17 protein-coding genes and 1 pseudogene are annotated in these 14,544 nt (G+C 35.0%); 7 read left to right on the top strand and 11 right to left on the bottom strand.

The features are described from left to right. Window positions 1-67: 67 nt before the first annotated feature. A pseudogene (locus ACK1JC_RS14220) lies at window positions 68-685 on the top strand (MFS transporter); the annotation flags it as partial. A gap of 848 nt (window positions 686-1,533) precedes the next feature. On the opposite strand, the gene ACK1JC_RS14215 reads toward ACK1JC_RS14220, so the two are convergent. Then, entirely contained in the window at window positions 1,534-1,698 is a 165-nt protein-coding gene (locus tag ACK1JC_RS14215; protein WP_409512527.1) for a hypothetical protein, read from the bottom strand. Between the two features lie 351 nt (window positions 1,699-2,049). Here ACK1JC_RS14215 and ACK1JC_RS14210 point away from each other — a divergent pair, with 351 nt between their 5' ends. After that, window positions 2,050-3,036, top strand: a complete 987-nt coding sequence (locus tag ACK1JC_RS14210; protein WP_409512526.1) for a site-specific integrase — start codon at window positions 2,050-2,052, stop codon at window positions 3,034-3,036. A 414-nt stretch (window positions 3,037-3,450) separates the two neighbouring features. Here the strand turns inward: ACK1JC_RS14210 and arsH are convergent, their stop codons facing one another. From arsH to ACK1JC_RS14195, 3 genes are read right to left on the bottom strand one after another with little or no spacing between them, the layout of a single operon-like run. Continuing rightward, entirely contained in the window at window positions 3,451-4,155 is a 705-nt protein-coding gene (arsH, locus tag ACK1JC_RS14205; RefSeq protein WP_409512525.1) for an arsenical resistance protein ArsH, read from the bottom strand. Between the two features lie 4 nt (window positions 4,156-4,159). After that, window positions 4,160-5,200, bottom strand: a complete 1,041-nt coding sequence (arsB, locus tag ACK1JC_RS14200) for an ACR3 family arsenite efflux transporter (RefSeq protein ID WP_409512524.1) — start codon at window positions 5,198-5,200, stop codon at window positions 4,160-4,162. Between the two features lie 2 nt (window positions 5,201-5,202). Continuing rightward, window positions 5,203-5,526: a metalloregulator ArsR/SmtB family transcription factor gene (locus ACK1JC_RS14195; protein WP_409512523.1), complete on the bottom strand. Its 324-nt coding sequence runs from the start codon at window positions 5,524-5,526 to the stop codon at window positions 5,203-5,205. 84 nt (window positions 5,527-5,610) lie between these two features. On the opposite strand from ACK1JC_RS14195, the gene arsC reads away from it, so the two are divergent. From arsC to ACK1JC_RS14170, 5 genes are all read left to right on the top strand, one after another. Beyond that, a complete protein-coding gene (gene arsC, locus ACK1JC_RS14190; protein WP_409512522.1) occupies window positions 5,611-6,039 on the top strand; it encodes an arsenate reductase (glutaredoxin) in 429 nt (142 codons plus the stop codon). Window positions 6,040-6,344: 305 nt separating this feature from the next. Beyond that, entirely contained in the window at window positions 6,345-6,992 is a 648-nt protein-coding gene (locus ACK1JC_RS14185; RefSeq protein WP_409512521.1) for an SOS response-associated peptidase, read from the top strand. Window positions 6,993-7,073: 81 nt separating this feature from the next. Continuing rightward, a complete protein-coding gene (locus ACK1JC_RS14180; protein WP_409512520.1) occupies window positions 7,074-7,688 on the top strand; it encodes a LexA family protein in 615 nt (204 codons plus the stop codon). After that, window positions 7,685-8,980, top strand: coding sequence for a DUF4113 domain-containing protein (locus ACK1JC_RS14175; protein ID WP_409512519.1), 1,296 nt, complete (start codon window positions 7,685-7,687; stop codon window positions 8,978-8,980). The genes ACK1JC_RS14180 and ACK1JC_RS14175 overlap by 4 nt, the downstream gene beginning before the upstream one ends. Before the next feature lie 16 nt (window positions 8,981-8,996). Beyond that, on the top strand, window positions 8,997-9,242 hold the full coding sequence (locus tag ACK1JC_RS14170; RefSeq protein WP_409512518.1) for a hypothetical protein: 246 nt from the start codon (window positions 8,997-8,999) through the stop codon (window positions 9,240-9,242). 302 nt (window positions 9,243-9,544) lie between these two features. Here ACK1JC_RS14170 and ACK1JC_RS14165 read toward each other — a convergent pair whose 3' ends face one another. From ACK1JC_RS14165 to ACK1JC_RS14135, 7 genes are all read right to left on the bottom strand, one after another. Continuing rightward, on the bottom strand, window positions 9,545-9,742 hold the full coding sequence (locus ACK1JC_RS14165) for a hypothetical protein (RefSeq protein WP_409512517.1): 198 nt from the start codon (window positions 9,740-9,742) through the stop codon (window positions 9,545-9,547). 65 nt (window positions 9,743-9,807) lie between these two features. Next, window positions 9,808-10,035, bottom strand: coding sequence for a hypothetical protein (locus ACK1JC_RS14160; RefSeq protein WP_409512516.1), 228 nt, complete (start codon window positions 10,033-10,035; stop codon window positions 9,808-9,810). Window positions 10,036-10,131: 96 nt separating this feature from the next. After that, window positions 10,132-10,347, bottom strand: coding sequence for a cold-shock protein (locus tag ACK1JC_RS14155; protein WP_004649268.1), 216 nt, complete (start codon window positions 10,345-10,347; stop codon window positions 10,132-10,134). Window positions 10,348-10,895: 548 nt separating this feature from the next. Beyond that, window positions 10,896-11,447, bottom strand: coding sequence for a lysozyme (locus ACK1JC_RS14150; RefSeq protein ID WP_409512528.1), 552 nt, complete (start codon window positions 11,445-11,447; stop codon window positions 10,896-10,898). 245 nt (window positions 11,448-11,692) lie between these two features. Continuing rightward, the gene (locus ACK1JC_RS14145; protein ID WP_409512515.1) at window positions 11,693-12,007 is read right to left on the bottom strand and encodes a hypothetical protein; all 315 of its coding nucleotides are present in this window, start codon (window positions 12,005-12,007) and stop codon (window positions 11,693-11,695) included. A gap of 68 nt (window positions 12,008-12,075) precedes the next feature. Continuing rightward, complete coding sequence (locus ACK1JC_RS14140) at window positions 12,076-12,813, bottom strand: hypothetical protein (RefSeq protein ID WP_409512514.1); 738 nt, start codon at window positions 12,811-12,813, stop codon at window positions 12,076-12,078. Window positions 12,814-12,815: 2 nt separating this feature from the next. Next, on the bottom strand, window positions 12,816-14,501 hold the full coding sequence (locus tag ACK1JC_RS14135) for an SGNH/GDSL hydrolase family protein (protein ID WP_409512513.1): 1,686 nt from the start codon (window positions 14,499-14,501) through the stop codon (window positions 12,816-12,818). Between the last annotated feature and the right edge of the window lie 43 nt (window positions 14,502-14,544).

Genomic DNA, 14,544 nt, shown 5'->3' with positions numbered 1-14,544 from the left:
TTCTTGCTCATGGTAAACTCCTGATGAGTGTGTTTAGTTTACCAAGTTAAAACCTCCTGTTTTTTCAGCACACATCAATAGTCCTCTTCAGGCAGGGCTGTATATTTTCCCATTTATGATTTCGGTCAGCGTTGGAGCATTGGTTAGCTCACCATTATTAAATAAATTTGGGCCGAAAAAAGTTGCCGTTGTAAGTTTATTACTAAGCGCGATATCAATGTACTTCCTATCGAATATTAGTCTGAATTCAACATATCTAAATGTCGTATTTTGGATGGTATTGTTAGGGCTAAGTATATTATGTGCTTTTTTAGCTGCTACATCTGCAATTTTATCAGGAGCACCAATAGAGCAAGCCGCTTCTGCAGGAGCAATTGAAGGGATGTCGTATGAACTAGGTACAGGTTTAGGCGTCACTATATTTGGTCTATTGGCATCATATTTCTATATGAAAAATATAGATTTTAAGCAATATTTAACCTCAGAACAGTTTGATATTGCTAAGAGTTCTATCGGTGAAACATACCAAATTATGTCTGAAATCAAACCTGAGAATGTCGAGCAAGTTATAGCATCGGCTAATTCTGCCTTTCTCATGTCACACGAGTCTGTATTAGTTGTTTCTGCATGGATTCTATTTATATTGAGTATTGTCATTGGTTTTTTTTGGAAAGAAAAAAAGTAAGTTTTCTTATTATATGCAACAGCTTTATACAACGTATCTGTAGCGCTCAGCGCGTAAAAGATTAATAATTTAAGCCATTGTTTTATATATAAAAATTCAGCCTATACATCTAAGTAAACCACTAAACTATAATTATTTTAGGTTCAAATCCCATTTTTAAAGAGCACAAACAATACGAATGACTTTTCAGATAGACCCCACTCTATCTGTTCAATCATACATTGATGAACAGATAAAAATAATCCTTATTTATTAAAATTTTAAATACATTACTTCTGTTACCCTAATATTTTAGATTATAAAAAAGTTACTTTCGAGTTATCAACATTAAGCCATTAACATCATGATTTTTTTAATAACTAATTAAATTTATGAATATCTTAGCAATCTTATAAAACCACCAACTATTTTATTAAACATTAATAATTTAAATTTAAAACTTGGCAATTTAAATTTGATTTTTATTTAAGGACTCATAAAAAAACAGTAAAATACCTCACATTATTCAATTCCCTTACTCTTTACATCAAATCTCATCACTTTGCATCAAAATCAATTATTTAATATGCCTGAAAGCCTTTTAAAACATGGGATTTACACTTGATTTCTGCATGTATCAACAATGAGACCTTTAGTAAGTGCTCAAGCTGGAGAGGAAACTGAGTTTGAGCTAGCTTTAAAATTATTAAAACTTCAAATTACACTTAAAAACTTATAAAACATTAGGAGGAATAACAGGAGTGGTACCTAAAATAACAAATACAAAAAGCCCAACATGGTGTTGGACTTTTATTATTTATAAGACAGAAATTAGCTCTAAATTCTTTCAGTTTTAGATCAAAGTAATCTTACAGTGCCGGTGTATGGGTCGGGACTTGATGTACAGGATTTACTTTTTCAAATGCCACTGCAATATTCAATAATGTTGCTTCATCAAACTCTCGAGCAATATATTCAATATTAACGTTCATTGGATATTGACTACGGCTAGATATAACAGAACTTGAAGGCATTGAAAAAGAATGCTTTTATTTTTGAGTCTGTAAGCGAAATTACTTGTTTTGGCATTTTTTGCGTTACAGCTTTAAATTACTCTATACAACTTAATACGGGTTTTTATTGTTATGTCTATTATATACAACGGGTTTGTACAACTTTATACATAGTATTTGGTGCGCTCAGCGGGCACTTTCGGTATTTTGGTGTTTTATCACTTTATCTAATTTTACCTAATTTTTTCTTTATTATTAATTATTTAATATTCAATAATTATTTAGCTAGTTACATGTTACATCATTATTCCTTATTATTCCCTCTAAATAGATTACGCCAAATTTACGCCACGACATCTTAGAGAGAAATTTATGGCCACCTTTCGACAAAGGGGTGATGCTTGGCGAGTTGAGATTAGTGTGAATGGTACTCGGGAAAGTGCAACATTCGATACTAAGACTCAGGCTCGCGCATGGGCATCAAAACGTGAAACTGAATTAAGAGAATTATCACGCGGAAAGCTTCCTGATTATACATTAAATTGTGCAATTGATAGATATATAGAAGAAGTGTGCCCTAAGCACAAAGGATGTGAATCTGAAATTAAAAGATTCAAAGCTTTTAAAAAAAACTTTCCACAATTATGCAAAAAGCATATTGCTAAAATTACTACCGATGATTTCGTTGTGTGGCGTGATAAAAGACTTAAGTCTGTAAAGCCTGCCTCGGTACGTCGTGAAGGAAATATACTGTCCGCCCTATTCACTGTTGCTCGCACAGAATGGAAGTGGGTTTATAACTCACCTATGAGCGATCTAAAAATGCCACCACCGCCAGCACATCGTGATAGGCGTATAAGTGAGGATGAAATAAATCGATTGTGCCTTGCTACGGATTTTAATAATCAAATACCTGAAACTTTCACTCAGCAAATTATGATTGCTTTTTTATTAGCAATTGAAACTGCAATGCGTGCAGGTGAAATTCGTGGTTTAACTTGGGATCGTGTATATATAAAAAATAGATATGTCACTTTAAATGAAACTAAGAATGGTACCAAACGACATGTACCTCTTTCAAAACGTGCAGTTGAATTGCTGGAGTTGATGAAAGGTTTAAGCACTCATCAAGTATTCACTGTTAAGGATTCGAGTTTTGATACTCTTTGGAGAAAATTAAGAGATAAGTGTGAAATTGAAGATTTACATTTTCACGATTCAAGACATGAAGCTTGCACAAGACTTGCTCAAAAACTAGAAGTGTTGGATTTGGCTAGAATGATCGGACACAAAGATTTAAGAAGTCTAATGATCTACTACAATGCGACTGCAAGTGAAATTGCGAATAGATTGGATTAATGGGAAGATAAATGAATCATATTTGCTTTTGTGAGAATCAATTTTATATACATGATACGCAAGTCTTATTGTTGTTTTGACTAGATTGTCATTACAGTTAAAGCTTTCACATAAAAATTCCGACCAAATTAAAGTGAGTGATTAGTATTAATTAGTAAAGCTCTCATCAGAGGGCTTTTTCAAACAATTTACGCTCAACAACACGTCTATTCACAAACTCCTACATCACCCTACCACCACCTTTATTTGAAACAACAAACTGAGGCATATTCAATGTAGCTTGATAAGCTGACATGCCTTACAAAGAAACCATGGCAGTGCGCTGAACCCTATCATGGTTTCATATAATACATAGGTACTTAAGGATAGATTTAAAGCATTTAACATCAGTTGTATTATGTTAATTTTGGTAAACTAAATACTGCTTTGATTTACACGCTTAGATAGCTCTTCAGCACTTTCAACTCTTTCAGAATAACGATCAGTCAAATATGCAGACTGCCCTCTGGTTAAAAGCGTAAATTTATACAACTCTTCCATCACATCGACAATTCTTGTGTAGTAAGAAGAGGGTTTCATACGTCCATCTTCTTCAAATTCTAGAAAGGCTTTGGGGATAGATGATTGGTTTGGAATTGTGATCATGCGCATCCAACGACCTAAAATACGCATCTGGTTTAAGCTATTAAAGGACTGTGAGCCACCACTGACTTGCATCAAGGCTAAAGTCTTTCCTTGCGTGGTGCGAATCGCACCCCCTGCCAGTGGAATCCAGTCAATTTGCGATTTAAAAATAGAACTCATCGAACCATGACGTTCAGGTGAACACCACACCATACCTTCCGACCAAGCCAATAAATCATGCAACTCTTTGACTTTAGGATGTTCAGTATCGGCATCTTCAGGTAAAGGCAGCCCCTTTGGATGGAAAATTTTTACTTCAGCACCAAAATACTCCAAGATCCGCCCTGCTTCCATAACTGTAAGTCTGCTGTATGAGCGCTCTCGGTTTGAGCCGTAAAGCAATAAAATACGAGGTGGATGATCAAGCGCTTTGGCTTGAACTTTGTCTAAAGTCGGTTGTTCAAGAAGATTTAAATCTACATTTGGGAGAGTCATAGCGTTATACCTCTTTAAAAACTTTTTTTCTAAGCCACAGTGAAACACTCACCAAAGCAATCAGTACGGGAACTTCAACCAATGGTCCAATGACTGTTGTAAAAGCAACAGGGGATGCCAAGCCAAAGGTTGCAATGGCAACAGCTAAAGCCAATTCAAAATTATTCCCTGCCGCAGTAAAAGAAATAGCAGCAGTTTTTGGGTAATCATTACCCATCCACTTACTCATAAAGAAACTAATGAAAAACATTAGGACAAAGTAAATTGTGAGTGGAATTGCAATTCTGAGTACATCGAGTGGCAAACTGACTACTTCACCGCCTTTCAAGCTAAACATAGCCACGATGGTAAATAACAGGGCAAGTAGACTGAGTGGACTAATTTTAGGAATAAATTTAGTTTGATACCAAAGCAATCCCTTTTGCTTGACGAGAATGGATCGAGTTAAGAAACCCAGTAAAAAAGGAATCCCTAAATAAACTAGAACTGCATGGGTAATTGTCCAAAAGCTGACATTAATGATTTGCGCTTCCACACCAAAATAAGGTGGTAAAAAGGTCAAAAATAGCCAAGCATAGGTACTAAAAAACAGAATTTGGAAAATACTGTTAAATGCGACCAATCCTGCAACATACTGATTATCACCACATGCCAAGCCATTCCATACCAAGACCATAGCAATGCATCGAGCCAACCCAATCAGAATGACACCTGTCATATATTCAGGATAAGATTGTAAAAAAATGATGGCTAAAGCAAACATTAAACACGGTGCAATCAGCCAGTTTTGAACCAAAGATAAGGTAAGTGTTCGTTTATCTTTAAACACTTGTGGCAAGGTCGCATAGTCCACTTTCGCAAGTGGTGGGTACATCATCAAAATTAAGCCAATCGCAATCGGGATATTGACCGAATCAATACTCATCTGATCTAAAGCAACCGATGCTTGAGGAAAGAAAACGCCAATCCCTACACCCAATGCCATTGCAATAAAAATCCAGAGCGTTAAATTACGATCTAAAAATGAAAGTCTTGAAGTAGACATAATTACTCGCAATGCACCGAAATTGACGAATGAGCAAGAGGATTGCTCATGATGCCGTCATTTTGATTTGAGATAATTCTTAAAACATCATTTGCCCATTCAGGAAGATTTGGGTTCAAGCGGTAATACACCCATTGCCCTTGTCTTTGATCAAGCAAAATGGAAAGATTTCGGAGCAAAGCCAAATGGCGAGAAATCTTAGGTTGGCTGAGTTGCAACTGTTCTGTCAGTTCACATACACAAATATTTTCTTTGGCCATAACTAACTTCAAAATGTCCAAACGTGTAGCATCAGAAAGACACTTAAAGAAATCTGTTTGATTCATTTTATTATTACTCAATATATTTACTATTGCGAATATACGCATATCCATATATAAATGCAATATTGTTTTGCACTGAGAAAAGTCATGTCACAAAAGATTAAGATTTATCATAACCCTGCATGTGGTACTTCAAGAAATACGCTCGAACTTATCCGAAATACAGGGCAAGAGCCTGAAATAATTAAGTATTTGAAAACACCGCCTAGTAGAAAAGAATTAATTAATTTAATCCAGAAGTCTGGGTTATCTGTGCATGAAGCAATGCGTAAAAATGTTGAACCTTATGAGAAGTTTAAACTCGATCAACAACACTGGAATGATGATCAATTGATTGATTTTATGCTTGAATATCCAATTTTAATCAATCGCCCATTTGTGGTGACAGATCTTGGTATTAAATTATGCAGACCATCTGAGTTAGTGCTAGATATATTATCTGCCCCTCAACTCAATGCGTTTAGTAAAGAAGATGGTGAAATAATCATTGATCACGATGGTAAAAGAATTAATTAAATTTCGCGTTTTCAATATAAATATTTAAATTGTGGTGCTTTCATACGAGAAAGCCCTCTAAAGGGCTTTCTCAAATAACTTCCGTTCTACAGTACGACGATTCACAAGCCCCTGCATCACCCTACCATCACCTTTATTCCACATATTGAATTAGGCATCCGCGCCGCGAATTGCAAAAAATTATAATTCTCATCCAAAACCACCTTATAAAATATATTGCACAATACTCCGCAATACTAGATTGGGCTTTAAACGTAAAAAGTAGTTATATTGTTCTTAGCAATGTATTCAGTTGAAATATAGCCATGTGTTCAAATTATCACTTCCCATCAAAGAAAAATTTACGGCTTCTCGGTGTTGATCCTGATCATTATGATCTTGATTTAAAAGAGCACGTTTACCCTTCTTATCACGCCCCAATCATCATGAAGGGTGCAGAAGGTTTTGATCTTGATATTGCCAGGTTTGGATTACTTCCCAAATGGGCTAAAGAATTCAATTTTAGTAATCACACTTATAATGCGCGTACTGAATCTGTCGCTGAGAAACCAAGTTTTAGAAATGCATGGAAATATAGTAAGTTTTGTCTTATACCGGTTCAAGAGTTTTACGAACCAAAATACATCAATGGTAAAAGTCACTGGTACACGATCAAGCGCAAAGATGATCAGCCATTTACCGTTGCAGCAATATATGAGGATGCTGAAATAAGAGAATCAAAAGTACGATCATTTTCAATGCTTACGATCAATTCTGATCATCATCCATTTATGAAGCAATTTCATGCACCTGATGATGAAAAGCGCTCAATCATCGTTATTCCCGAACAGTATCGAAAAGATTGGCTGAATGCAGATCATGACCATGCACATGAGTATTTTTTCGAAATGGCTGATGATTATTTAACTTTTCCACGCGACCAACATATTACAAATAATTTAGAACTCTTCTGATTATCCACAACTTTTAAATTTGAATTTATTTTAAGCAGTCTTTAAAATCTTGATTACGTAACGTATTCAAGTGATATTCCAATGAAAATCGAAAGTGATAGCACATCAAAGCCTAGGCTCTCAAAGTTAAATGAGACAAGCCTAGCTCACCTAAAAAATGCTAAAATCATTGATATTAAAAGAGATAATTCAAGATTCAATCATTTAGCAGCCATTTCTAAAATATCTTCATTTCAAGCACTTACTAAGCTTTCTATTCCTTTAGTGCTGAATAAAATTGCGGCAGGTTTCCCCTCACCTGCTGAGGATTACATCGATAAAAATTTAGATATGAATGATCTTCTAATCTCAAATAAAGAAGCGACTTTTATTGTCCAGGTTGAATCACTATCAATGAAAGATATAGGCATACATATCAATGATTATTTGATCGTTGATAGAAGTATTCGCTCACAGCATCAAGATATCGTAGTTGCATTCATAGATAATGATTTCACCGTTAAAAGAATGATGGTTACTCAACAAATGTCACATGAAGAATTATTTGATGTTTTTCAGAACGAAATAGAATTTAGTGATTTACCCAGTGTTTGGCTCAGGCCTGAAAATATAGAATGCAGTCCTATCCTGCCTCGCAATGAACAAGAACTGGTCATTTGGGGTGTGGTCACAAAAGTAATTAAGAACTTCAAATGAAACATGAAGAAAAGATATTTGCACTTATTGATATCAATAATTGCTATGTCTCGTGCGAGCGTTTCTTTGATCCCCGTCTAAACAACGTTCCAGTAATCGTACTGAGTAATAACGATGGCTGTGCTGTGGCACGTAGCAACGAAGCTAAGGCTATGGGCATAAAAATGGCTGTCCCTTTGTTTCAGATTAAAGATATTGTTCAAAAGAATAATGTTCAAGTGCTCTCGAGCAACTATGCAATTTATGCTGAAATGTCTCGTCGCTTTCATTCAATCCTCGCCAGTTATGTTGCTCCACATGAACAAGAAATTTATTCGATCGATGAATGCTTTTTAGATTTAACAAGTTTTAAGAATAATTATGATTTAGTTGAGTATTGCCAGGGAATGCGAGAGCGGATTTTCCAATGGATCGGTCTGCCTGTATCGATAGGAATTGGTAGATCCAAGACTGAGGCAAAGTTAGCCAATCACATGGCTAAGAAAGCTAAACGATTTAATGGTGTTTGTAATTTGGCAACAATGAACCCGAAGCACCGTGATTATTTCTGGTCACTAGTTGAAGTAGGCGAAGTTTGGGGTGTGGGTAGAAAGCAGAATAAAAAGCTCAATGAAATGGGAATTCAGACTGTTTTGGATTTATCTAAAGCGAATCCACCTATCATAGGCAAACTATTCACAGTTTGCATGCAAAGAACAGTCTTGGAGTTACAAGGCATCTCATGTATGCCGATTGATGACCAGCCTAAGCCAAAGCAACAAATCGTAGCTAGTCGTTCATTCGGTGTGAAAATCACTGAACTTGCAGACTTAAAAGAAGCCATGTCGAAGTATGTACAAGATGCTGTAGGGCGTTTGAGAAAAGAAAAACTATTATGTGGTGTGATTACAGCCTTTGTTCAATCTAATCCTTTTGATCCATCCGTACCCTATTACAGCAAAGCTCAAACCTACAAGTTTGCCGAACCGACAGATTGTGTACTAGATCTGGTTGAGGTTGCTTATCTATTACTTGAGAAGATTTATAAACCAGGTATCAAATATAAAAAATGCGGTGTGTTTTATTCAGAGTTAATTGAGAAATCAAACTATATTCCCGACCTGCTATCAGATCATGAAAAAAGAACTCTAAATGAGAATTTGATGCAAGTTTATGAGAATATTCAGATGAAGTTTGGTAAGGCTAAGATTTCTGTAGGCCCGTGTTATTTCAAGGATCGTAAATGGTCAATGAGCCGAGATATGTTGTCTAAGAATTATTTTACAAAGAATGGATTAATTAAAGTTCATTAAATATAGGAGAAAAATCATGCAAAAATTTAATGGAAATATTCCTGATATTCAAAAATTAACTAATGAGAATCTGACCCAAGAATTAATACCAGCTCGATTTATTCCTGAAACCCCACCTGAATTTGAGGGTGAAAATTTCAAATATGTTTTTGAGAGTTCAGATTCTTTTAACCTGACTTATGATGAGCTGGTTGAGATCGTGTCAAAGGCACGTAATGCTGGGCCTAGAATGATTCCTGTACTGGGAACAATTGGCGATTAGAACAAAATAGCTCTACGGAATATATAATCCATAGAGCCTCTAAATCAAATTATAGATTATATTTTTGCTTAAAGTGTATTAAGTTCATTTAGAAAATCTTTATTTTTAGCTTATATATTTTTCAGTTAATATAACTTAATCATTTATAAATTCAAAAGCAGATTTTTATATTAGCTAGACATGGCTACCAGATATCTTAATGCCATTAAATTTTAAATTTAGCGCTGCACAAGCATCATGAATATCTTTTACTTTATAGCCAAAATCATAAGTAGCACGAACAGCGACAAAATTACGATTATTTATACAATTTTAAATATTTTTCCACTCAATGTACTTTGAAAAAACATTTCAAAACTTGGTCGAATATCCTCACCATCAACGGTGATATGTTTTATATTCGAATGAGATTGCGTGTTAGCAAAGAGATGATCTACTGTTGCTTGAATAGAGTGTTTAATCCCAAACTGATCTTTCACACTTAGACTGTGCTTAAGCATATATATACCTTTAATAAAAATGTAATGTAAAAAATCTAAGTTATTAATTTATTTTAATTTTATATCTAAATAACTTTATGATTTAATTTAAATAACTGATTTGGAGAAGTGTAAAATGTACGACCATCTAAATTTAAATCAACTTCGATTCCAGACTCAAGCAGAACTCTTTTACTGACTTCAATTTGTTTAAAACCTTGTCGTGTATTTTGCATTTTATTGAGGGGAATTAGCGAAACAATAATTTCAGTACCATTTTTAGATTTTGCAATTAAATCATTTATTTTTAACAACTTGTATCCTATATTTTAGATGTTTTTCAATTTTTGAAAAAAATTAAAGTATAAAAAAGCACTTGTCAGTGCTTTTTTATTACTGCCTATTATTGCTTAGATAGCAACAATATTTACAGCATTCGGTCCTTTTTGACCTTGAGCTACACTAAATTCAACCATTTGGCCTTCAAGTAAGGTTTTAAAACCTGAACTTGCAATTTCGCTGAAATGAGCAAAAACGTCTGGACCTGATTCTTGTTGAATAAAACCGAAACCTTTAGTTTCGTTGAACCACTTTACAGTACCTTTAACAACATTTGAGTTTGACATAATATATCCTACTAATTTTTTAATAATTTTTTAATCATTTTACTGACTGGGTATAACTTTGAAAAATAATAAAGAAACGACTTAAAATCTGAAAAAACGAAGAATTATGACTAAAACTGCGACACTTAAAGAAAATTTACCGGGACAAGACTTTTTTCTAGCTAAGGTGACTATACACTAAAAATATAAAAAATCAAGTTTTCTTATATATATATTCATTAAACTTATAAAAAAGATATCTCAATAAAAAATGTAATAAAATCAGATTTTTATTGTAAATACAACAAAGTAACGCTAATATTTTGATCTAGTAATTTTGATAAGTATTGAATGCGATTATATAATTCTGTAATAACAATATTAATGTTTTTAATTTCGGGAATGATGATTTTTTCCCATACGCAAATCATATATCAACCGCCAAATTTCACCGTTTTAATTATTACTAATTAGCAAATATTTAATAAAAAACCGCCCAATAAGCGGTTTTTTTGAAGAAATAATAAGTGTCTTTATCTCACATAAAGACACTTATGCAAAAAACCCTTTTAAAGGGTTTTCTCAAATAACTCCCGCTCAACAGCACGACGATTCACAAGTCCTTGCATCACTCGCCCACCACCTTTATTCCAAACAGCAAACTGAGCAGATGCACCCTTATAATCTAATGCATTCAGCCTTTTGAGCAATGTCGATTCTTTAAAAGCGCCTGTACCAATATTGTAGGTAAGCGATACCAATGCATCGAACTGATTCTGATTGATTGAAACTGTTACAGCACTATCCACAGCGGATTCAAACTTCTTTAAATCATGTGCCATATAAGCTTTGGCTTGCGCTTCGGTGCAAGTATCCCCTTTTCTAACCTTGATACCATTTGGATAAATCGTAGTACCGAAACCGATGGTCCAGACTCCCACACCGTCATCATAAGCTTTGAGTTTTAAGCCCTCAAAACTGCAAATTAAAGCAATACCTGTTGTGCTGACTGTCTTTGCCTTTTGTTGAAATCCTGCAACCAAGTGATTAATCTGATCAACTTGCACTTGCGATAAAGATCCACCCGCTAATTTCCGAAAATTACTAAAGAGATTCGCCAAATTATCATCCGTATTCGGAACAGCTGTAAAGCTTTGTACCTGGTGCAATTGTGGCTGATAAATCTTACGTCCGATAAAGGCTAAAAGTGGCAGTACTGTACCAATAATAATTGGCTCATACTCTTTCGGTACCATTTCAAAATCTAAAGCCCATTGCAATGCAGGAATAAGCACAAGCAATAAAAAAGCCCCCAACATTGGGAGCTTTACGGATAAGTGCTTGAATGCACTTTCATTGATTAATTTCATTTACTGTCCTCTCTATGACTTTGAATAATTGCCATATCTTGTTTAAGTTGATTAATTGAATTGATGGTCCATGTTCCACCTGAAATTGCTACACCAAGCACAATACCAAGCCCCCACTTCAACATGGCAATTGCACCCTGGGCTTTGTGGTTTTGCTGTTCTAGTGCCTCCACTTTTACTCGTTGCTGATCAAGTGCTTGGTGGTAGCCTTTATTAATTGCGTTTGTTTCCACCAATTGCTCAGATACTTTTTGCAGTTTATCTGCGACTTCATTTAACTTTTTCCACAGTGATGCACTTGGTTCATTCACATACGCCCCCTTATTTTTGGCAATAAAAAAGCACCCTAGTGGGTCCTTACTTAATTTGAATTCTTATACTAAAGATTAAACGAATATGTCTGATTTAATTCTAAAGCTAAAGAATCTACATATTGCTTTAAATCAGTTTCAGATAAACTCAAGTTGTGTACTGCAGCATATGCAAATATTGAATGATCCTCTTGATTACCTAGACCATGTTCATTTGCCGTGCTGCCAATTCCAATATTTGTAAAATTATGAACTTCTGTTGTACACGCACTTGTTCCAGCTAATGATGCTCCCTTTGTTCTCGTAGCGTATGAAAATGAACCGTTATTCCGTGAAAGCGCTAATACCACCCAACGATTTTTTTCAATATTATTATTGAACTCAATTTTTGTCAGAACTCCAGTTTCAGGATGTGGATAAAACACTACATTTTGGGAAACAGTAAATCCTACACCTCGACCTAAACCTGTAAATCCTGCTGAAGTATAATTCGATATAGCAAAGTTAAATTGAAAAATATCAATAATCGGCTTTAATACCACAATCATTGTGAAGTTAGTTCTATCAGTAACACCCGTATCGATATAATTCGACTTACCCAGTTTTACACCTTTTTCTTGAAATACTGGGGTTCCTATAATTGTTGCAAGTTCTCCTGCTTTATCTTCAGTATCATCTTCGGTGAAATTAAATGCTGAAAGCAATGCTCCTCTCTTTTGTATAGCGACAGGGATTGCAAGTAAATTTAGATTAAGGTAATTCAATCCGGCTGGTAATGAATCTCCAATTTTTAAGTAACTGTTCATGCTTAATCTCCCAAAAATAAATTATAAACTCGTTTAGCAATACGATAGGCACCAGCATTAGTGACGTGTAGATCATCAACCCACATTCCATTATTTTTTTCGACTATGTATGAATTCCAGTCATCATACATATTGTAATATTCACCACTAAGTTCCTGAGCAAGCTCAAAAACTGCGTCTCTGAATTTAATTAAGGGTGTGAGCTCTGGAGCATTTGATCGAGCAGGTGCTAATAAAATCACAGCACAATTTGGTTTAATTGAACGATAGCCTTCAATGATTTTAGTGATACTTGATTTATAACTTGCTACGGATTTACCTAGTCTGTAATCATTCGTTCCTAAGATGATGAATACAACATCAGGGGCTAGCAATGATGAATATTTTTGCTGATAAAGTGGTGATACTCGCGTGTAATCTTCACCAGTTGCACCACTATTTCCCACTTTATTAACTTCTACACCAAATCCAGTTGTCTTTCGTAAATGAAACCCATGAATGGTAACTGTCCCTGATAACACTTCAATTGATAGACTATTTATGCCTGATAGACCTGAAATCGTGACTTGTTCAACTGAATCATTTGTAGTACTTGATGTGACATTTACAGCATCGTTGGCATTTAATTTATAACTAAATGCACCACCTGAATTTCCATAAAATATAGTGAGTTGATCGCCAAACTTTATATTCGTTACATTAATTTTTGAACCTACAGTACTTGAAATTGCAGTTTGCCCATCTGGCCCACAACCATACTGCGGTAGTGCTGTTGTTGCACTAATATCAAAAATTGACCACGTCCCTGTTTTTGAGACAGCAACATCGTCAATTTGGTTTTGCCATGCGCCAATGTTGATCCATCCTGTCCCTGCAGTCCCGTAATCGTCCCTTAAAAGCGACGTAAGTGCAGCAGGAATGGGCGTATATTCAGTCCAGCTATCGCCTGTAATTACAATACTTAGTTGAGTTTGTTGACCTGTTTTTAATTTTGCAGACTTTGCTCGCCACTCTGTTAAGGTACGCCCATCTGTAGAAGTTTTAATTTCTGTTTTGATATCGGGAACAGGCAAACTAATTAAACTTGCGATTAGATTCACAGCTTCTTGTGTAATACCTGCAAATTCAAGCTTGCCATTATTCAACCAAACTGGAATTTTACCATTTTGATCAACAACCAAAGGAATAATGGATGTGCCTTTAATTAGACCAATACGTATTTCATCTGCTACTTGCTTTGCAGAGTCTGGATGAATCCCAGCAAACGATAATTTTCCTTTATTCAACCAAATTGGAATTTTTTTATTAGAATCAACAACTAGTGGAATTATATCTTTAACTGAGCTACGTCCAACTTTTTCATCTAAATTTTCAATGGCAAACTCTTTTGCTAAATCCAATTCACTCAAACCGGTATCAGTCCACACACTATTTTCCCACAACCAAATCTTCTTTGTATCAAGTGCTTTAGCTGCCTTTTTTGTTAAAACTGGAATGCTTGCAAGTAGTTGAACTTCCGTTTTAAAAGGCTCAAAACCACCTGTTTCTATGACTTCCTGAACTGCTAAGGGTAAGGACTTAAATTTATCTCCGAATCTTGGAGTAATGATGGCTTTTGTATTTAAGGCTTTACCTGTGTCATCAATGTCACGTTCTAAATCATTAAATTTTTGCTGTGTGAGTGTCATCAGTTTTCCCCTGACATTAAAAAACCACCCGAAGGTGGTTGTG

The organism is Acinetobacter sp. TY2, assembly GCF_046269225.1.
In the GTDB taxonomy this organism is placed as follows: Bacteria; Pseudomonadota; Gammaproteobacteria; order Pseudomonadales; family Moraxellaceae; genus Acinetobacter.
Note: the sequence above shows the minus strand (reverse complement) of the source record. Positions and strands in the feature narration are given on the sequence as shown.